Source organism: Pseudomonas sp. B21-054 (assembly GCF_026016345.1).
Taxonomy (GTDB): Bacteria; Pseudomonadota; Gammaproteobacteria; order Pseudomonadales; family Pseudomonadaceae; genus Aquipseudomonas.
Genome location: NZ_CP087204.1, coordinates 4,318,301 through 4,338,818, shown reverse-complemented (window position 1 = coordinate 4,338,818; position 20,518 = coordinate 4,318,301). Strand labels below are relative to the sequence as shown.

Genomic DNA, 20,518 nt, shown 5'->3' with positions numbered 1-20,518 from the left:
CACCACCAGCAAACTGCTGAAGGAGCCCAGGGTTTTCGGGTGACGTAGCTGGCAGCGATCAGCAACGCCAGATCTACACAGATATGCAAAACATCCGTCGAGAGGCCGGTGGCTGCAATGATCCCAAGCTTGAGTGATTGCAGCAATATCTCCACTTACGCTTGGGCTGTTGAGTTCACCATGAAGTAAGGCCAAAGCAGGGCCTGGCGGTGCGCTGTTTGCGCAGAGCCTACTTGATCGAATCCAGGCCGTGCAGCAGGTTCTGCCAGAGCCGGTCGAGGTTGTCGGCATCGGGAAAACGCCCGTGGAGGCCAACGATTGCGATATCCAGGGCGTCACTGTCCGGTCGCCGAAGGGCAAGTGGAGCGAGTTGCGGCCAGGATGCCGTGGCGGTGTCGGGCACCGCGGGCGTTTCCTGTTGCGTAGGGTGCTGCAGTTGCAAGTAACGGTTGCAGGCCTCGGGATGCTCGCGCAGCAGGTGCTCGACCACACCTCCAAGATGGCGGCAGTCGAAGAGCAAGGTCTTGTTGAGGCCGGGGAACACCGGCTGGATTCGCTCGTTGAAGTCGAGGATCGCCAGGGGGGGGCAGGCCGATCTCATGAAACGGCGCCTCATCGTGCAGCGATGCCGGGGCCAGTCCGGTGGCCTGCAGGAGCAGGTCGCGCACTAATTCCTTGAGCACCGGCTTGAGCGCGGCGTCTTCCCTGGATTGGATCATGTTCACTCCTTGAACTGACCATGGCGCAGCGTTCGGCGGACACGGGGCCGCCGACGCGAAGGCGCCAGGCAATGCTGACTTTCAATGGGGTTGAACGGCGACCGGCAGACTTCCGACCGCGGTCCGGCGAAGGTTTACAGCGTGATGTTGGGGGTGGGGTAGAACAAAATATTGAGTACGAAGAGGATCATCCAGAAACCGATTTCCAGTGTTTCGGTAATAGGCTGGATCTTCTTGATTGCGCCGTAGACATGCACAACGAACATCAGCGTGAAGACTACGAAAAGAATATCGAAGGCATAACTGAAACTGGTGCCTGTGGTGGCCGAGCGCAACATCGCTACTTCAACGACAAGGATGAACGCACCGAGGCAACGACCGAAATAGATAGCCAGGTGTTCGTGTTCGGGGACGGTCCAGCGCATGAGCCGGGCCCATTGGAGCGGGGCGAAAAATATGGGTAAGGCAAAGAAGAGGGTGGTCACCACCATCAGGGTTGTGATGTATTCCTTGCTATATTGCGCATAGTAGCCAAGCATTTAAGAACTCCTTGTCTCATCGGCGCATCTAGGCGCCCGGCAGTAATTATTATTGTTGTGACCGGCTGGTTTTGCGGCGTGAAGTATTGCGAGGGCTGACCAGAAGCGTCAATTGTACAAAAGCGCCTGCTACCAAAGACGCAGAGAGGGAGTAGTACCACTCACACACTAAGTTTTGACGGATGGCAGGGTTATCTGGCGGAGCCTCACTGCGGCGACGGTGACTGGCGTTTGCTCGACGCGAAACAGGTAGTGTTGAGGTTGAGCACAACTGTTGGTCGTTTCAATAAACTCAAATGCAGTGTCCGGCTCGCAGGTTGCCACTGTGACAGCGAGCCAAGATAAATCGTTGACGAAAAGTCAGGTTACAACTGAAAACTCTGCTGTCGGCAATCAGAAAGATACCAGTAGCCTGTCTTCACTCTCTCGGCAGTTGAGTGAGAGTGCCGTGCGCGCGGCGGCAAGGGATTCGGGTTTGAGCAGGAATACTGGTGGTTTTACGACTAATGAACGCCGCGCGGCGTGGAAAGATCAGGCGTATCACATCGATCGTAAACCCGGTTAGTTTTTATGCTCTTGCAATAGACATCTGTGAGAAACGCTCAGTTAAAGGAGAGGTGTAACGCATTCTCCATGCTGGCCAGCTTGATTTGAGTTTCCTCATACTCATCTTCCGGTCGAGACCCATCGACGATCCCACACCCCGCAAACAAGTGACAATGCTCAGGCGTAATCAGTGCCGAACGCAGGGCCACCAGAAAATCTCCATTGCCTCTCGAGTCCAGCCAGCCCACCGGCGCCGCGTACCAGCCCCGATCAAAGCCTTCGTGATGCCGAATGAAGCTCATTGCTGTCGCGCCCGGTAAACCTCCGACCGCTGGGGTGGGGTGTAAGGCCTGGATGCCGTCCAGCAAGGTGTACCGCTCTTTGAGCTGCGCCCTGATCGGGGTGCTCAGATGCTGCACCGTGGCCAGCTTCAGGAGTTCGGGTTGGGGGGCAGCGTGCAGTTGGCTGACGATGCTACTCAATCCCTGCTGGATGGTCTGCACCACCAATTGGTGTTCGTGCAGCTCTTTGATGTCCGCTAATAAGGCTGAGCCCACGTCCTGATCCTCCTCGGGCGTCACGGCGCGGCGAGCGCTACCCGCGAGGGCGTGGGTGCTTAGATTGCCTTGCTGGCAGCTGAGCAGCCGCTCCGGGGTTGCACCCATGAAACAGCTGTCTCCCCGGTGGAGGGCGAAGAGGTGGGCTTGGCTGCGCCGCTCGTGCAGCCGGCGCATGACGGCACCGCTATCGAGGGTGGTGTCCAGCTGATATTCGATATGGCGGGCGAGCACCACTTTGCTCAGGTCGCCGCTGTCGATGGCCTGCAAGGCGTTGGCGACTTTGGCCTGCCACTGCGGCGCTGGCAATGCGTTGCGCTCGATAACCTGGGGGGGCGATGCGGGGGCGTGTGGGGAGGCGAACAGCTCTGCGTATGCCGCCAGACTGGCATGCGCCAGCACGGCTGGATCGCTGTCGGGTTCTACCACGCACTGGCATCGCAGCCAGCGGCCATCGTTGTCTTCGCTGAGAAGCCAATGGGCAAGATGAAAACTGGCATCGGCAAACGGCACCCAATGTTGCGCGCAAGGCTGCTGCGCGTCGAAGCGCATGCCCCCCAGCAGCAGCGGTAGAAGAGGGCCGTCGAGCACCGCGTCGGCGCAAAGCGCGAGCCATTGACGGTTCACGTCGGCCAATCGCTGGGTCCCCGCCGCTTCGATCTGCCAGGCGCAGCCCAGGCCGAACAGCGTCAGGGCCGGCGAATGAGCGCACCAGAAGAAGCCCTGCCGGTGCGTTTCGTAGAGCACCAGGGGATCCAGAGTTGGCGCGGGGTGTGAGCTCACGGCGACGACGGGACGCTGATACTTCAGCGCGCGCTGGTGCGCAGCTTCGAACGCGTTTAACAAGGCGGCTTTGTTCATACGGCCGTGCTCTTTTTCTGCAGCCAGAACGCCGTCTGTTCCGCGATGTACCAGTGGATGATCTGATTGAACAGACCCTCGATGAATTCGCCGTCCAGACCGGCTTCCTGTGCCCATTGCCGGCGCTGCGGCAACATCGCCGCGACGCGGTCCGGTGCGGCGATACTGGCCTGGTCGGGCTTGAACGACGAGGCCGCCTTGACGTATTGCATGCGCAGCCCCAGGGCATCGATGATCTGCCGGTCGAGGGTGTCGATGGCGTGACGAATGTCCGGCAGGCCGGTGCAGTGTTCCGGGGTTTTCATACCGAGTCTCCTTGAAGATAGGCAGCGCGTTGCAGCAGGTGATGGATAACGGGGCGCGGCTGTTGCTTGAGGTAAAAATGGTCGCCGTCGAATAGGCGGATATCCGGGGTGTGCTTGCTCAGGTCCGCCCACGCCCGGGCCTGGTCCAGGCTGACGTCGGTGTCGGCCCGGGCCAGCAATACGTCGATAGGCGCCGTCAGCCGATCAAGCCGCGCCGGTCGCCAAGTCTCGATGGCCTGGTAGTCGCTGCGCAGGGTTGGCAGGAACAGTGCGCGCAGTTGCGGGTTGTCCCACAAGCCTGTGGCCTCGGCGTCCTGGCGCAGAATGTCGGCAATCAGCGCGGCGTCGTCCTGGCGGTGCAGGTCGCTGCACGGTTGCCGGTGCGGTGGCGGGTGGGCCGAGGCAAACACATGTTCGGCGCCGAAACCTGCCGCCTCCAGATGCACACCGACCGCGTAGGCCAGCGCCGCGCCCATGCTATGGCCAAACAGCCACAGCGGGCGGATGGGCAGGCTCAACAGGGCTTGGCTGATGTGCTCGGCCAGAGTGGCCAGGCACGCAATACGCGTCTCGTTGAACCGTTCTTCACGTCCGGGATACTGCACGGCCAGCAAGTCGATATCTCCCGGCAGGTGCGCCAGCCACGGGCGGAAAAAGCTCGCACTGCCTCCTGCGTGCGGCAGGCACACCAGGCGGGCGCGGGGTTGGTCGCCCTCACGCAGTACGCGTAACCACGCGGATATTTCGCCGTTCATAAGGCCTGCACCTGTTCCGCCAGCGCCTTGCGGTTGACCTTGCCCAGCCGTGTCAACGGGAACTCGCGCAGCACCTGCAAGCGATCCGGCAATTTGTAGGCGGCCAATCCTCGCTCGCGCAGCCAGGCGTTGATCGGTCCCAGCTCGACGTGTTCCGCGTGGGCCAGCACACAGGCGCAACTGCGCTCGCCCAGCAGTTCATCGGCCAAGGCCACCAGCGCGACATCGCGAATCAACGGATGGCCCAGCAGCAGATTCTCGATCTCTTCCACCGGGATTTTCTCGCCGCCGCGGTTGATCACATCCTTGGTCCGCCCCTCGACGATCAAATGGCCTTCGGGCAAGCGCCGCACCAGGTCGCCGCTGCGGTAGAAACCATCGGCAGTGAAAGCGCGCAGATTCTGCTCCCCGGCGTTGTAGTAGCCACGGATGGTGTACGGGCCGCGCACCAGCAGTTCGCCCACGGCACCTGGCGCGACAGGAACGTCATCGGCGTCGACAATGCGAATCTCGTCATCGGCGGTCAGTGGCAGGCCCTGGGTTTCGAAGATGCGCGCTTGCGGGTCATCCAGCGGCGTAAAGCACAGCAGCCCTTCAGCCATGCCATAGACCTGTTGCAGCCCACAACCCAGGGCCGGGCCGATACGCGCGGCGATCTCGGCCTTGAGCCGCGCTCCCCCGACCTGCAGCCATTGCAGGCTGCTCAGGTCATGGTCGGACCATTGCGCCATTTCCAGCCACAGCAGCACCAGCGGCGGGATCAAGGCGGTATGGGTGATGCCTTCGCCCTCGATCAGTTCGAAGGTGGTGTCCGGGCTGGGCTCGGGCGCCAGCACGAGGGTAGCGCCGACACTGAACACTCCCAATGCGCCGGGTGAGGCCAAGGGAAAGTTGTGCGCCACCGGCAACGCCGCCAGGTAGCGGGTATGGCTGTCGAAGCCGCACGCGCGGGCCGCCAGGCGGGCGTTACAGGCGTAGTCGTCATGGGTGCGTGGGATCAGCTTGGGCAGGCCGGTGGTGCCGCCGGACAGCAGCAGCACGGCGACTTCCCGTGAGTCCGGCGCGGGCAGCGCGCGAGGCTGAGCGACGCAGTCGCCCAAGGCAGCGAACTCTTCGGCCGCCCCGACCACCCAGATATGCTGCAGGCTCGGCGCCTGTTCATACAGGGCGCGCGCCAGCGGCCGATAATCGAAGCCCAGATGCCGATCGACGATCACGTAGGCCACGGCCTGGCTCAGGTCGGCCAGGTGGCGCAGTTCATATTCGCGATGGGCCGGCAGGGCGAACACCGGAATCACACCCAGGCGCAGCAAGGCGAAGGTCAGGCTGAAAAACTCGGCGATGTTCGGCAGTTGCACCAGCACTCGCTGGCCGGCGCGCAGGCCCCGATCGGCGAGGCCGGCGGCCAGGCGGTCGGCCTGCAGGTCGAGTTCGGCGTAACTCCAACGCCGCTGACCGTCCACCAGCGCCTCTTTGTGCGGCGTGCGCTGCGCCTGCTCGCGCAGCAACTGGCCCAGGGGGACGCCCTGCCAGTAGCCGTGTTCGCGATAACGGCGGATAAAGTTGTCGGGCCAGTCGGTGCATCCATCAAGCATGGCAATCTCCTTGAACGGTCGGGCACCCCAGCAAACGGGCGCCGTGCAGAATCAGCGGGTGCGCCAGGCCAGCGATCTGCACAGCCTGTACGCCGGTGTAATCAGCCGCCTGGATACGCAGCAAAGGGTCGTCACCGGTCAGCAGGCTGAGGGCGGTGTGGTCGGCGGGGTTCACGCCCAGGTGGATCGCCGCCAGGCCCGTTGCACCGTTGGGGTGAGTCATTCGGGGCGGATGCTGGGCTGGCTCATAGGGCGTGACGAGGAAGGGCAGGCGGTCGTGGCGCGGGTAGACGAAACGAAAGCGCGTCTGGCTGCCATCCGCGCAGGTCCGCCGCCAGTTCACCGTGCGGCCCATGGCCACGCCGCAGCCCGTAAGCCCCTTGAGGCGCGGCGCCAGGGCCGGGGTCTCGCACAGCAGCGCCAGGTCGCAGAAACCTTCGCCGTGGGCAGCCCAGCGCAACATCCGTCGTCCAGCGCCACGGCCGGCCAGGCAGTCGATGGGCCACTTGAACAGCCAGGCGTGACGCGGTGTGGTGAGCAATTCAATGATCGGCCCGTGGCTGAACCAGATATGCGCGTGTTGCGCACGAGCCTCGGCGGTGGCGTAGGTCACTTCGAAACCGGCAGCGCGAAAGTTCGCCACGGCCTGGTGCAAGTCGCGCACCCAAAGCAACACATGGCTGCAAGTGGAGGAGGATCGGGCTGTGTTCAAAACGGCAGCGCTCCCAACAGTTGGGCGGTGTCGTCACCGCGAGGCGGTTGCACGGCGTCGGCAAGGGCCTGGAGTTCGGCCAGCGGTAGCGCGCGGGGCACGGGCGGCTCAATCAAGACGGGCATGCCGATCAGGTTGTTCATTTCGCGCCAGGCCATGGCCACTTCGGTGGCCCAGACGCCACTGCGCAGACGCCGCGACGGTTCATCGATGTCGCGGCATAACTCGTCCAGGGCGATGCTGACCGCGTCGGGCCAGACCTGGTTGAACACCTGCTGGTAGCTCTTGGGCACCTGCGGATCGAGCAGCACCATCGTCGGTCCGGCGAGCCGTTCGCTGCCGGGGCCGGTCATGATCAGGCGGTCGGTGCTGTCCCTTGAGGCGTGCAGGCGCGGGTTCCACAGCACCGGGCCGTGGGTGTCGGCCAGGCTCAGCACCCCGGCTTCACAGCCGACTTCGAGGCGATGCAGCAAGAACGAGTGGTTGTCCGGGTCCTTGGGGTGCACCTGGTTCTGCACCCGCAAGCTGATGGGTATGCCATTGAAACGGGCATCGAGCCGCGTGAAGGGTTGCCCCACGAACGCAGGGGCGGGGGCCGCGAACGTCCAAGGCCGCAGACCACCGGCCAAGCGCCCGAGAATATCCAGTAGGGGATAGGCCACCTGGCTGTTGCAGGCGGCCTCGATGTACGCCAACCCATGGTGATCGTGCAGGTAGGCGGCCACTGCGAGAAAACGCCGGATCGCCAGGATATTCGGGTACAGCGTATTCACCGCATAGGCGGCTTGGCCCTGGCGTGCGGCCTGCATGCACACGGCGATTTCGCGGTGGTGCACCGGGTGCTCCTGCAATACGTGGATGCCACGGCGCAGAAGTTGTTGGGCCAAGTCACCGCCGACGCCCCCGGTTGCGCCGGAGCGCACCACCACGCAGGCGATATCGACGTCATCCGGCACCTGTTCGACGGTCTCGTACAGCGCCACTCCATAATGCTCGGCGCAGGCCCGTGAGTAGGCATTGCCACGCGACAGGATGCCCACGAGCTGGTAGCGGTCATGGGCGCGGGCCAGGGCCTGCAGGTAGATGCGACCGAATGCGGTGCCGGCCACGATCACGCGTTTACGCACGGGGATGCTGTTCATGGCCAGGTCTCCGGGAGGCGAGCCCACAGGGCCAGCGTGTGGTCGTCGGGCAACTGGTCGGGCAGTTCGAGGGACAGGGCGGGTTCCTCGAGGTGCGCGGCCAATGCCGCGCGGCTCAGCCGCTGGGCAGGTACCTGGGCGACGAAGACGCGATGGCCCAGGCGCGCCAGTGGGTGCCCGGCGGCGGGCAGGCTGCGGTTGCCCTGGAACCCGGTCCTGGCCAGCGCGGTTTGCCACTGCGCGAGGTTGAGGAAGGTGGCGCTGCTGAGCTGACGTTCATCATCGGCCTGGTTGAGCATGAAGGCCTGTGATGCCATCACCCAGAATTCCTCCTGCGTGGGTTCGCTGAACACCAGCCAGCCGCCCGGCTTGAGCAAGGCGAGCAGGGTCGCCAGGGAGCGCTCGGTGTCGCGCGCGGCATTGAGTACGCCACCGGCGATGATCAGGTCCCAGCTCTGGCTGCGATAACCCTGGGCCAGGGCGGGGCGGTCGATGTCGAACACGCCGTGGCGAACCCATGGCCAGGCGTGCAGACGCTCGACGGCCTGCTCGCAGAAATAGCGCGACACGTCGGTGCATAGGTAGTCCACCGAAGCATTTGCCAGGGCGGGCAATACCGCGTGGGTGGTAGCGCCGGTACCGGCACCGACTTCCAGCACGCGCAACGGTACGCCGGCCGGTTGGCGCGCGGCCCAGGCTCCCACCCAATGGGCTACGGCGCAATGCTGGTACTGCGCCGCCAGGCTTTCGCGGTACAACGCCGCCGCGCGTTCGGTGCGCCCCTGCGGAAATAACAGGTGCACGGCCGCACAGTCGCCGCGCATCAGCGCCGGCAATTGGCGCGCATTCTCTCGAGCATATTCGAGGGTGCCGCTGCCTCCGGTGTTGCGCGTCCAGTCCAGGGTCAGTTGCGTCCAGATACCCTCGAGGGCTTCGTCACGCCAGGTGCTGGCGTCAAGAGTGGGATGTAATCGGGTGCTTTCGCGGCGCAACAGGCCTTGCTCTTGCAACACGTCCAGCCAGCGTGCGATCAGCGCGCGGTGACCCGGCGCGATGCCGCCATGTGCCAGCGCTTGGGCGACATCGTTCAGCGGTGCGGGCAGCAGGCCGCAATGGTCCAGGCCGTTGAGCATCGACAATAACGCGGCGTGGCCCAACCGATCGTTGAGTCGTGCCGCTTCGACGAGTCGTTCGGTGGAAAACTGCTGATTGAGGGCGGCTTCAGTTGCATCGAGGTGATCCTCGACCCATGCTGCCTCGCAAGGGTGAGGCACGGCGAACAGGGTCTGGCCGTGCAGCGCGACGCTGTTCACGTCGGGATGCCCAAGGGCACGCTCGCGCCAGCGTTGCTGCTCGAGCTTGACGCTGACCAGGTCGCGCCAGTCGCCAAGGGCCTCCGTAAACCCCTGGACGCGGCAATTGAGCTGTGCCGCCGCGCGTTCGGCGAGTTGCCAGTCGCCCGGTTGCGCGGTGACGAACAGCAGCTGTTCCAGGTGGCTCAGATCGGTCAACGGCAGCGCGGGGAAGTCCAGCAGCCGTTCCAGCTGTTCGGCATTCATGACCGCCACGGCGGGGCGCTGGCGTTCGATGACCGCCAACAGGCGTGCCGGGGAGCGCTGGTGAGTACCCAGGTCGGTCAAGGCAGGCAAATGCCATGGAAACGTGCCGACGGGCAGATCAGTCAGCAGAATGTCAACGTGCAGCGTCATCAAGAAGCTCCTACGGCGTGAAACAAATGTTGCCCGGCGGCCGCCAGCGGGTCGGTTGCGGCGGGCCATACTTCGAGCAACTGGAAACCTTGGGCCTGCAAGGCCTGGCGCCATGCATCGGGCGTGATGAAGACCTCATCGGTATCGCGCAACGGCGCACCGGTGGGCGGTGACAGCAACAGGTGCATGAAGGTCAACATGGCCGGGTTGTCCGCAATGGACTCACTGAACAACAGGCTCCCGCCGTCCCGCAGGCAAGCACGAATCTGCCCGAGGCTGCGGGGCAGATCGCGGGCGTTGTGCAGCGCGTTGCCAGCGACCACCAGATCCTGGCTGCGCGCCGCGATGCCTTGTCCGGCAAATTCTTTATCAAGGTCGAGCAAGCCGAAGTGCATCCCCGGCTCCAGGCGAAACTGGCGCTGGGCCGCGCTGGTGAAAAGCGCACTGATGTCGGTAAAGCGATAGTCCTTCTCGCGTTCCTGCAACGCTGCAAGCACGGCGCGAGTGGTGCAGGCGGCACCGCCCCCCAGCTCCAGCACCCGCAGCTCATCGCCGTGGGCCGCGGTTTCGCCCGCCCGTCTCGCGAGGGCCTGATTGATCGCCGCGGTGAAGTGGTTGTGCTGGTAGGCCCCGAGCACCGCGACGGGGTCACCCGATTGCAGCAGCAACGGTGCCAGGGTGAGTTGATCGCGCAACAGGTCAGGCAAGCATTCGATGACCTGGCGGTGCAGGGTGGCCATGCTGGCCGGGAAGCCCAGTTCCGCGTACAGCTCGGACAGGTTTTCGATGGCGGCCTTGGGTGGCGTGTCCTGCCAGGCGAGGCGTTCAGCGTCTTCGCCCAGCGCCCCGGCGCGGGTCAGCGCCGCCAGCCAGCGTCGCACGATCCAGGCATGGCGGGGCGCAGTGCCTAACGCTTGGTTGATCTGCCCGGCGCTACGCCAGACCTGCAACGGCAAGGCCTGGGTGTTCAGCAATACCTGGGCCATCACCCCCAGGCTCAGGTGTTCGAGTTCGTTCAGAGCGTTGTTCATAGGCATCCTTCTTCGACGCTGTGCAGGTGATCGAGCGGGCCGTGCAGCAGGTTCAGGGCACGGATCGCCGAGGTGCGTTGCAAGCGCTCAAGGCTGACGGCGGGCGGCAATACCTGGGCGGCGTAATGGCAGCCGGTGCTGATTTCACCATGCGCCACGCTGACCACCGTGGCCGCCGCCATTGCTCCGGTCAGCGCCGCATTGCCTGCACCGCTGAGCACCAGGCTGCAGGTGCGCGCCTGGCCGTTCCACAGCCCGTCGAGCTGCAGCAGCAACGTGACGAAGGGGGCCTGGCCGCTGAGGTCCAGCAGGCTGGCCTCGCACAACCGCCGAACCGCTTCGGCGCGCGGCAGGCTGTGGGCCAGGTCCAGCGCCTTGAGCACATGCCCATCGGTGATCACGTTGAACCATTGGCCGACATCCAGGCGCAGGTCCATCGCCAGGCGTTCGCCTTCCTGGTTCAAATAGGGCAACACGTGGACCTGGCCGGGGAAACACGGCAGCAGCACGTCGCGGCTGCGGCGTAGCGCTCGGCTGCATCGGCCGTTGCGCCAGGCCGCCAAGGGTTCGTTGGTGCCATCCACCGCGCCTTGCAGGAAATCATCGGCGGCCACGGCGGTGAAGTGGTCACGCAAGCCGAAATAGCTGGTCAGTTCGAGGACTTGGGTAAAGGCTTGCTCGGCCAGCCAGCGCGGCAGCAAGCCGGTGAGCCCCGGTTGCAGACCGGCACCGAGGACGGCGCAACGGTTGCGCCATTGATGTGGGGCAAGTGTCATCTCGCCGGCCGCATCCACGTAATGCGCATCGGCTTGCAGCGCCGCCCGTGCGGCACGGTCCGCCAGCCGCCAAGAAGGGCCGGCGCAGTTGAGCAGCACGTCGCAGCCGCGGGCGAACCCGGTCAGGGCAGGGGCATCATTGAAATCCACCGCCGTCCATTGCAACCGGGCGTCGGGCCATTGCTGCTGCAGCGATGCCAGGCAGCGCGCACCGTTGCCTGGATCGCGCCCGCCCAGGCGAAGCTCGTTCACGCCCAGGCTCAACAACGCCCGAGCGCTGGCCAGACCGACATCGCCACTGGCGCCCAGCACACCGATCAGCATGGCTGGGCCTGCGCATTCAGGCGCCAGCCACCGGCGCGCTGGCGATCACGCCAGAACCCGGCGTAACGTCCGTCGAGGGCCAGCAGTTGCGGGTGAGTGCCGGATTCCACGAGGCGGCCCTGGTCCAGCACCAGAATCTGGTCGGCGGCCATGATGGTCGGCAGGCGATGGGCGATGACCAGTACCGTCGAACTTTGCTTCAGGCTACGAATCGCCGCTTGTACAAAGGCTTCGTTGTGCGGATCCAGGGCGGCGGTGGCTTCATCCAACAGTACGATAGGCGCGCGCTTGAGCAGCGCCCTGGCCAGGGACACCCGCTGGCGTTCGCCGCCGGACAGTGCCGCGCCGCCTTCGCCCACTGGGGTGAGCCAGCCTTGGGGCAGGCGCGCGACAATTTCATCGACGCCGGCGAGGCTCGCTGCCTCAGCCACCTGTTGCGCACTGGCGTCCGGCTTGCCGACGCGGATATTGGCTTCGAGGCTATCGTCGAACAGGTAGACGTCCTGCATCACCAGCGACAGTTGCGCCATCAACGCCTCATTGGACAGTTCGCGCACATCGACGCCGCCGACCTTGACCTGGCCCTCGGTTACATCGAAAAAACGCATGAGCAAACGCGTGACGGTGGTCTTGCCTGAACCCGAGGCGCCGACAATCGCCGTCATCGAATGGGCCGGTGCGTGGAATGTCAGGTCGCGCAGCACTGTCGGGCCACTGGCGTAGGCGAAACTGACGTGTTCGAAGGCAAAGCTGCCGGGTTCGCTCAACGGCTGACTGACCTGGGGTTGCGGCAATGGCGGCTCGCGCAGGATGCTGACCAGTTGCTCCAGGTCGTTGCCGGCCATGCGCAACAGCCCGCTGCGTGCCGCCGCCTCGGCCAGTGGCCCGACAAAACGCGCCGCGAGGGCGAGCAGGGCAACCAGTTGAATAGCGTCGATGTCGCCTCGGGCAGCCAGGGCGATACCCATGCCCACCAGCAGCGCGAAAGCCAATTGCACGGCCAGGCCGCCGGCCAGCAATTTCGGAAAGGTCTGGGACACCATCGAACCGCCGGCCTGCTTCTGCGCCAGGTTGGCCGCCTGCAACGGCGCATATCCCTCCTGGGTCCGGCCAAAGGCCCGCAGCACTTGCTGGTAGCGGGCGAACTCCACCACTCGGTTACCGGCGAGGGTCGCGGCGGCTTCGACCCGGGCATCGTTGTGGCCGATGGCATCGGCTGACCATCGATGGGTGAAGTAGATCAGCGGGGCGCACAGCACGGCGGTCAGGCCCAGGCGCCAGTCGAAGATGAACAGGGTCAGCGCGACCGTGGCCGGCACTACCACCCCGCAAACCACCGGCCCCAGGTAATGCGCAAACAAGCCGGTGACCATCAACGTGCCGCTGGTGGCGCTGCGCGACAGGCGCCCGACTTTCTCCGAGTTGAACCAGCCCAGGGGCAGGCTGGCCAGATGTTGGCCGAGGCGATCATGCAAAGTGGTCAGCACGACCAGTGCGAGCGCAAAGCCTTTCATCGCCTGCTGGTAATGGGCGATGCAGGTCAGCGTGGCCATCGCCGCGAGGCCGGTCAGCCAGGCCATCGCCATGGACAGGTCACCGGCAAACAATGCGTGCAGGATCGGCACCAGCAGCGCTACGGCCAGGCCTTGCAGCACGGCGCTGGTCACCAGCCACGCGAGGTATCGGTAGAGGCGCGCGGTATGCGCCGGCCCCAGTAAAGTGACAAGACTGCGGATCACAGCGACATCTCCAGCTCGGGGACTGAACGCTCGGCGCCGGCGCGCCACAGGCGGGCATAGGCGCCGTTGGCCTGAAGCAGGGAGTCGTGACGACCGCTTTCCAGCACGCGCCCCTGGTCGAGGACGACGATCTGGTCCACCCCGCTGATACTGGACAGGCGGTGGGCGATCACCAGCACTGTGCGACCCCGGGTCAGGGCCGACAGGGCATCCTGGATCAGCGCTTCGGATTCGGGGTCGGCGTGGGAAGTAGCCTCGTCGAGGATCAGCACCGGCGTGTCGGCCAACAAGGTGCGGGCGATGGACAGGCGCTGCGCTTCACCGCCGGAGAAAATCGCATCCTCGCCGATCACCGATTGATAGCCACGGGGCAGGGCCTGGATGCGCGAGTGGATCTGCGCCGAGCGGGCCGCCATCTCCATCTCTGCAGCGCTGGCATCGGGGCAGCCCAGGCGCAGGTTTTCGGCCACGGTCCCGTGCACCAGTTGCGCGTCCTGCAAGACGAAACCGACCTGCTTGTACAGTTGGCGCGGATCGATCTCTCGTACATCGACACCGCCGACCCGTACGCAGCCGGCGTTGACGTCGTGAAAGCGCGGTACCAGTTTGGCCAGGGTCGATTTGCCCGCTCCGGAGGCTCCGACCAGGGCGGTTACGCTGCCGGCCGGGCAGTGCAGATCGACGCCGTTGAGGATCGGGTGCTCGGCATCGTAGCCGAACTGCACCTGTTCAAAAGTGATGTCGCTGCCCTGGGGCTGCTTGCTGACGTTCGGCGCGGGCAGCTCTTGAACCGTGAGCAGCGCTTCGATGCGGTCGGCAGCGGCCAGGGCGGTGCGTTGCGCGGTCAGGCTCTGATTGATCACCAACAGTGACTGCGGAATCACCACCGCCACCAGGGTTTCGGCAAACAATTGCAGCGGCGTGATCCAGCCTTCGGCCAGCAACAGGCTGCCCACCCCCAGGCTTGCCAGCAGAATCACCGGGACGCTCAAGGCCATCGAGGAAAACGCTTCCAGGCGCAGCAGCGGCTTGACCCAACCGGCGTATTGCTCGCTGAACTGGTTGACCGCCCGTTGATAGCTGCGATGGGCCTGGCCTACCTGGCCGAATGCCTTGACCACGGCAATGCCGTGGACAAACTCGACGATCGCGGCGCTGACCCGGCTCATGCTCTTGTCCAGCAACCGCATCTTCGCGCCGAAGCCACGCATCATCAGGACATAGGCCAGCGCATACACCGGCAAGGTCAGCACCGCCAGTAATGCCAGGCGCCAGTTCAGCGTGGCCAGCCATACCAGCCCCGCCAGGGGCGTGACGATTGCCGCGGTGAGTTCCACCGCATGGTGGGCGACTAGATGATGGAGGTCTTCCAGATCGTCCTGCACCACTTTGCGTACCGCGCCCGAAGTGGTGTCGGTGTACCAGCCCAAGGGCACCCGCCCCAGCTTGTGCACCATGGCTTCGCGCAGGCTGGCCTGCAGGCGGTGGTCCGCCAGGTGGGTCAACCACAGTGCCACCCCGTTGGCCATCCAACCCAGGCTCAGGGCGATCACCACCAGCGCGGCCCAGCGCCACAAGGCCTGACTGTCGACGCTGCCGGCCAGCAGCAACCGACCCAGTTCGGTCAGCCCGATGAAGGGCACCAGGTTGACCAGCGCGCCGACCGCGGCAAATGCCACGCCCATGCGGATCAGGCGGTTGACCGGACGTTTGAGGGTATCCAGAGCGCTCGTCATGAGTTCTTCCGTAGGGCTTCCAGCAAGTGTGCGGTGACGGCGTGGACGTGAGGCGGTTCGATCACGCTGAAATGGTTGCCTGGCACATCGATCAATTCGAACTGCCCCAGGCACGCGTCTTCCCAGAACGGCGCCGCCAAATGGCCAACGCCGCCGGTGATACCGAACGATTGCTGCTCCAGGCAGCGCAGGTAGGTCATGTTGCCGAGGAACGGCGGCGGGTCGAACCGTGCCGCGCGCATGCTGTGACGACACACGCGAAACAACGTCGGCACCAGCTCCGGACCGATGGGCACCCCGGCCTGGCCCGACGCCAGGCGCGCATACTCGGCCAGGCGTTCTTCCTGGCTGCGCGCCGATTGTTGCTGCACCGCCAGCGCGAGGGCCTCCAGGCCCGGGTCGCCGCTCAACGAAGCCATGGCCCCGGCTGGTACGCGGCGATTGTCACGGGCCATCAACAGATCGATGGCGCGGTACACGTCATAGTCTTCAATGTGCGCGCCGAACACGGTCTTGACCGGGTCCAGGTTCAGGTTGGGTACGAAGATCGCCTCGTAGGCCAGCTCTTCGTCGGTGTCGATGAACATCGGAATACTGTCGATCAGACTCAAGTCCACCACGTCCATGCCGCGTTCGAGCAGGCGCCGGGCAACCTCGGTGGCAAGCAGCCCGCCGAGGCAATAACCAATCAACTGGAAGCGCTGGTGACCGTCGGCTATCAAGCGTTCGGCGTAGTCCTGGGCCACGCTTTCGATCAGGTGCTTGGGCTCCAGCGCCAGGTAGCGTTCAGTGTCGGCCACGGCAAAGCCGATCACCGGCCCGGCTTGTTGTTCGGCCAGGGCGCGGCCCAGGTGTTGGAAATAGTCCAGGGTGCCGAGGGCGGCGTGGAACATCACCCGCACCGGGCCGACCTCGCCACCGCCAAACGGCACCACCAACGCGTTGCTGCTTGATGAACGCTGGGCTTCGCCGCTAGCAGTAGTGGGGGCAGGCGCGCTTTCACCGTGGTTGAGCAGGCGCGCCAGGGCGGCGACATTCGGCTCGTTGAGCATCTGCCGCAGCAGTGTGTCGTAACTCAAGCCCTGGGCCTGGGGCAGTTGTTCACGCAGTTGTCCGGCGACCCGGGCGAGGATCAGTGAGTCCGCGCCTTTTTCATAGAAACTGTCGTTGACGCCAATCTGCGTCAAGCCCAAGGCCTCGGCCCATAACCGGCAAAGTTCGGCTGTGAGAGGATCACTCGGCGTCGCCTGGTCATTGGATACCTGAGCATCGACTGCGGGGCGCAAGCCGGCCAGAGTCTTGCGGTCGATCTTGCCGTTGGCAGTCAATGGCAAGTGGTCAAGCACTTGCAAGTGCGCCGGCAGCATGTAATCGGGCAAGCGCTGTGCCAGGGCGCGGCGCAGGCTGTCGACACCCAGGCGCCGATACCCGGCCTTGAAACGGGCGGCGAACACCTGCATGCCGAGGGCGGCCAGCGGATGATCGGCCTGGGGCAGGGCGGGCAGGCATTCTCCACCGGACGCCTGGATCCGCGCCTGCCAGGTTTCGGCGTCGCGCAAACCGCTGCGACCCAAGTCGTGGTCACCGTTGACCGGGGTCATCATGAAGCCCTGGGTCAGCAGGATCGGCGGCCATTCGCCGGTGGGTTCGCTGAACACCAACCAGCCACCGGGGCTGAGCAATTCGGTGATCCGGGCGAGGGCTTGGTCGACGTCCTTGACGCTGTTGAGCATGCCCGCGCAGAGCACGACATCGGCGCTGTTGCTGACCAGCCCTTGGGGCCGGATGTCCTGGTCGATGTCGAGCACGCCGTAACGCACCCAGGCGTGCTCGGCAAAACGTTGTTTGGCCGCCGGCAGGAAAAAGGCGGTCATGTCGGTGAACAGGTAATCGACATCCAGGCCATCGAGCAGGCCGATCACGGGCGCGCTGGTGGCCCCGGTACCGGCACCGATTTCCAGGATGCGCAGCGGACCGTCGCCGTCATGGTGGGTGGCGAGGCGATTGATCAGTGCCGCGATGCTGTGATTGTTGTAGCGCGAGATGGCGTCCCCGCCGTACAGCTGCAACGCCAGCTCCTGTTGGCCCTGGGGGAACAGCAAGTCGAATGGATTGACCTCGCCCTTGAGCAGTTGCGGCAATTGCCAGACATGGTTGAGCTGGTAGTCGAACAGCGCCTGGCTGCACAGCCCCGAGGCGACCGCCTGTTCCACCCGCCCCCAGGCCAGTGCCGGCTCTGGCACGGGTTGCGCCAGTCGATAGCGGGACTGTTCCAGTTGTAGCAGGCCCGCCTCGCACAGCGAGCCCAGCCAGCGCCGCACCAACCAGTGATGGCGCGGCTGTGCCTGCAAGGCGTTGAGAATGGCCGGCGCATCGGGTTCGGCCTGCTCGGCGCTGAACAAGCCGGCCTTGAGCATCACCTCCAGCATCGAGCTCAGCGCCGCAACCTTGAGGTCCGCCTGATAATCACGAACGCGTTGTGCATCGAAGGTGCCGACCTGGCTGTCGGCAAAACGATTGATCGTCGTGAGCAACGACGCGTCCGGCAGTGGTTCTGGCGCTGTCCGCGCAGCGGTGACGAAGGCCATCAGGCTGCGCTCGCCGGATGCTTCACCGCTGACCAGGCTGATGGCGCTGTCCACGCCGGGCGTGGCGAGCAAGGCCGCGTCGATCTCGCCCAGTTCAACGCGGTGCCCGCGAATCTTCACTTGGCCGTCTTCACGACCGAGGAACTCCAGTTCGCCACCCGGCAGGTAGCGTCCACGGTCGCCCGTGCGATACAGGCGCTGGCCGTCAACGGGATGGGCGAAGAACCGCGCCTCGCTCAGCGCCTGATCGCCGAGGTAACCCTGGGCCAGGCCGACACCGGTGATATACAGGTCACCGGGCACCCAGGTCGGGGCGTCGCGCCATTGGCTGTCGAGCACGCGAAAGCCCTGGTTGGCCAAGGGCAGGCCATAAGGAATGCTGCGCCACGCCGGGTCAATCGCGCCGATCGGGTGCAGGTTGGACCAGATCGACGCTTCGGTCGCGCCACCGAGGCCGACCAGGGCCAGGTCGGGCAGCAGCTGTTGGAGTTGCGGCGGCAGGTTCAGCGGGATCCAGTCACCGGACAACAACGCCAGGCGCAGGCTGTCCAGCGGCCGCGGTTCGGCATGCAAGTAATGAGCGAGCATGTGTAATTGCGCAGGCACCGAGTTCCATAACGTTACCTGGTGGCGCTGTATCAGCTCGGCCCAGTGCGACGGATCGGCGCCACGGGCCGGGTCGGGCAGCACCAGTGCGCCACCGACGGCGAGGGGGCCGAAGAGATCGTACACCGACAGGTCGAAACTCAACTGTGCCAACCCCAGCACGCGATCACTGGCGCTGAGCTGAAAGCGCCGATTGATGTCCTGCACGGTATTGAGAGCGGCGCGATGGCTGATCATCACGCCTTTGGGATCGCCCGTGGAGCCGGAAGTGAAGATCACGTAGGCGAGGTCATCGGGGCTGCCGTCGGCCGCTTTGAAGTCGGCTGGAGCCGGCGCCAGTTGATCCACTACATGCCAGTGCAGACCATCGGGCAGCGGCGTGTTGGGCAGCGGGTGAGACTGGCCGAGCACGTGGCGCACCTGGGCGCTGCGCAGCACGCGGTCGCGGCGGGCGGGCGGGGCGTTGCTGTCGAGCGGCAGGTAGGCGGCTCCGGCAAGCAATACACCGTAGGCCGCCACGACCTGGTCGAGGCCTTTGGGCATGAGGATTGCCACTGGTTCCTCGGCGGCGCAACCGGCCTGGCGCAAGGTGGCGGCGACGGCCAGGGCGCGTTCGACGAGTGCGGCGTAGGTCAGGCTGCCGTTGGCGTCGATCACCGCCAGAGCCTGCGGATGTGCAGCGGCCATGGCCAGCAGGCCGTCGTGCAAACGACCGGTAGGCAGCGGCGCGGCGGTGGCATTCGCCGTCAGGCGCTCGCGCTGTTGCCAGGCCGGCAGGGGCACGTGCATCGGTTGCTCCCAGGCGATCGGGTCCAGGGCCAATCGCTGCAGGTGGGCCAGGAATGCCTGCTGCATGTCATCGATCAACCCATCGGGGAACACGCCTTGGCGCACGTCCCAATGGATGTGCAAACCGTGATGGTCATCCATCACTTGGCAGTCGAGGGTGACCTGCGGGGTCTGGGTAATGCCGTGGCCCACCCGACGCTGGCTGGCCGCCAGTGGTTCGATCGCCAGGCCGATGGCGCTGGTGAACACCACCGGCATGACCGCGGCTTCACGGCCACGACGGCGGCCGATTTCGCGCATCACTTCAATACCGGAAAACAATCGGTGCTCCAGGTCCGCAAACAGCTGGCTGCCCAATTGGCGGGCCTGCTGGCTGAAATCCTGGTCTTGGGGATCGTTGACCTGCAGCAGGCTCACGGAGGTGAAGTCGCCCACCAGCCGATCCACCTGCGGATGCAGCGGCAAGCGGTTGAGCAGCGTCAGGTTGAGGCTGAAGGTGGGGCGCTGGCTCCAGCGTTGCAGGGTGCCTACATAGGTGGCGAGCACCGCAATGGAGGGCGTCAGGCCGCGTTCGCTGGCGACTTTTTTCAGGGCGTTCCAGTGTGGCTGGTCGAGCTGCGCGGAGTGCCGTTGGAAGCGCGGCATGGCCGTGTCGTCGCCACTCAGGGGCGCGGGCAGTTGCGGTGCAGCGGGCAAGTCGTCGACGCGCGCCAGCCAATATTCGCGGTCGCGTTGATGGCGGCTGCCTTCGAGCAGGCCACGCTCGGCCAGCAGGTAGTCGCGGAAGGTGATGTCCAGGGGTGGCAGGGCGGCTTGGGGATCGTCCAGCAATTGCTCCAACTCATTGAACAGCAACTGGGCGCTGGCCCAGTCGGCAATCAACGAGTCCATGGAAAAATGCAGGGTGTCGCCACTCTCGCTGCGGCTCATGCGCAACTCGAACAGCGGCCATTGATCAGTGGGGTAGAGCTTCTGCTCCATGGCTTGGCGGATCTGTTGCACGGCGTGCTGACGCTGTTCGCCCGTGGCGTCGCGCAGATCTGTGACGGCCACGCAATACGGGCCGACTTCGGCGAGGACACGTTGCGAGCCTTCACTGGCAATCACCGCGCGCAACATGTCGTGGCGCTCGATCAGACGGTTCCACGCGTTTTCCACCTGTTGCGGGTCGAGCGCCGGCCAGCTCAGTTCCAGGTAACCGTGGCAGGCCACGTTGCCGTAGCCAAATGAAGATTGACGGCCCAAAAGGTAGGCGTTCTGCACGTCGGTGAGCGGGAAGGGGGAGTGGTGGTTTGCCGGGTCAGCCTGGACCAACGGCCGTTCCTGTACTTCGAGCAGGTGCAGGATCTGTTCTTTGTGCTCGCGCAGTTGTGCCATTCGCTCGGCATTGAGCAGGCCTTGCGGGGCGCGGAATTTCAGTTGTCCGTCCTGGGGCCAGAGTTCGACGCCCAGGGACTTGAGTTCACTTAACAGTTTGGCGGCGGGCATG

General features: G+C 64.9%; 14 protein-coding genes. All 14 read right to left on the bottom strand.

Annotated features, from left to right (window positions below):
* Positions 1-229: 229 nt before the first annotated feature.
* The 14 genes from LOY70_RS18610 to LOY70_RS18545 all read right to left on the bottom strand — a co-directional run bounded on the left by LOY70_RS18610 (position 230) and on the right by LOY70_RS18545 (position 20,517).
* The gene (locus LOY70_RS18610; RefSeq protein WP_265028837.1) at positions 230-601 is read right to left on the bottom strand and encodes a beta-ketoacyl synthase N-terminal-like domain-containing protein; all 372 of its coding nucleotides are present in this window, start codon (positions 599-601) and stop codon (positions 230-232) included.
* A 252-nt stretch (positions 602-853) separates the two neighbouring features.
* Positions 854-1,258, bottom strand: a complete 405-nt coding sequence (locus LOY70_RS18605) for a hypothetical protein (protein WP_092225402.1) — start codon at positions 1,256-1,258, stop codon at positions 854-856.
* Between the two features lie 602 nt (positions 1,259-1,860).
* Positions 1,861-3,222: an isochorismate synthase gene (locus tag LOY70_RS18600; protein ID WP_265028836.1), complete on the bottom strand. Its 1,362-nt coding sequence runs from the start codon at positions 3,220-3,222 to the stop codon at positions 1,861-1,863.
* The gene (locus tag LOY70_RS18595) at positions 3,219-3,527 is read right to left on the bottom strand and encodes an isochorismate lyase (protein WP_265028835.1); all 309 of its coding nucleotides are present in this window, start codon (positions 3,525-3,527) and stop codon (positions 3,219-3,221) included. The genes LOY70_RS18600 and LOY70_RS18595 overlap by 4 nt, the downstream gene beginning before the upstream one ends.
* Complete coding sequence (locus LOY70_RS18590) at positions 3,524-4,282, bottom strand: thioesterase II family protein (protein WP_265028834.1); 759 nt, start codon at positions 4,280-4,282, stop codon at positions 3,524-3,526. The genes LOY70_RS18595 and LOY70_RS18590 overlap by 4 nt, the downstream gene beginning before the upstream one ends.
* Positions 4,279-5,877, bottom strand: coding sequence for a (2,3-dihydroxybenzoyl)adenylate synthase (locus tag LOY70_RS18585; RefSeq protein WP_265028833.1), 1,599 nt, complete (start codon positions 5,875-5,877; stop codon positions 4,279-4,281). The genes LOY70_RS18590 and LOY70_RS18585 overlap by 4 nt, the downstream gene beginning before the upstream one ends.
* Positions 5,870-6,589, bottom strand: coding sequence for a VOC family protein (locus LOY70_RS18580; protein ID WP_265028832.1), 720 nt, complete (start codon positions 6,587-6,589; stop codon positions 5,870-5,872). The genes LOY70_RS18585 and LOY70_RS18580 overlap by 8 nt, the downstream gene beginning before the upstream one ends.
* The gene (locus LOY70_RS18575; RefSeq protein WP_265028831.1) at positions 6,586-7,731 is read right to left on the bottom strand and encodes a Gfo/Idh/MocA family oxidoreductase; all 1,146 of its coding nucleotides are present in this window, start codon (positions 7,729-7,731) and stop codon (positions 6,586-6,588) included. Before LOY70_RS18575 ends, LOY70_RS18580 begins: the two co-directional genes overlap by 4 nt.
* Positions 7,728-9,440 carry a methyltransferase gene (locus LOY70_RS18570; RefSeq protein ID WP_265028830.1) on the bottom strand — a complete coding sequence of 571 codons (1,713 nt, stop codon included), beginning with the start codon at positions 9,438-9,440 and terminating at the stop codon, positions 7,728-7,730. The genes LOY70_RS18575 and LOY70_RS18570 overlap by 4 nt, the downstream gene beginning before the upstream one ends.
* Positions 9,440-10,471 carry a class I SAM-dependent methyltransferase gene (locus LOY70_RS18565; RefSeq protein ID WP_265028829.1) on the bottom strand — a complete coding sequence of 344 codons (1,032 nt, stop codon included), beginning with the start codon at positions 10,469-10,471 and terminating at the stop codon, positions 9,440-9,442. The genes LOY70_RS18570 and LOY70_RS18565 overlap by 1 nt, the downstream gene beginning before the upstream one ends.
* A complete protein-coding gene (locus LOY70_RS18560; protein WP_265028828.1) occupies positions 10,468-11,571 on the bottom strand; it encodes a saccharopine dehydrogenase NADP-binding domain-containing protein in 1,104 nt (367 codons plus the stop codon). Before LOY70_RS18560 ends, LOY70_RS18565 begins: the two co-directional genes overlap by 4 nt.
* Positions 11,565-13,310, bottom strand: a complete 1,746-nt coding sequence (locus tag LOY70_RS18555; RefSeq protein ID WP_265028827.1) for an ABC transporter ATP-binding protein — start codon at positions 13,308-13,310, stop codon at positions 11,565-11,567. Before LOY70_RS18555 ends, LOY70_RS18560 begins: the two co-directional genes overlap by 7 nt.
* Positions 13,307-15,046: an ABC transporter ATP-binding protein gene (locus LOY70_RS18550; RefSeq protein WP_265028826.1), complete on the bottom strand. Its 1,740-nt coding sequence runs from the start codon at positions 15,044-15,046 to the stop codon at positions 13,307-13,309. The genes LOY70_RS18555 and LOY70_RS18550 overlap by 4 nt, the downstream gene beginning before the upstream one ends.
* Complete coding sequence (locus LOY70_RS18545; protein WP_265028825.1) at positions 15,043-20,517, bottom strand: non-ribosomal peptide synthetase; 5,475 nt, start codon at positions 20,515-20,517, stop codon at positions 15,043-15,045. Before LOY70_RS18545 ends, LOY70_RS18550 begins: the two co-directional genes overlap by 4 nt.
* Position 20,518: the final 1 nt, after the last annotated feature.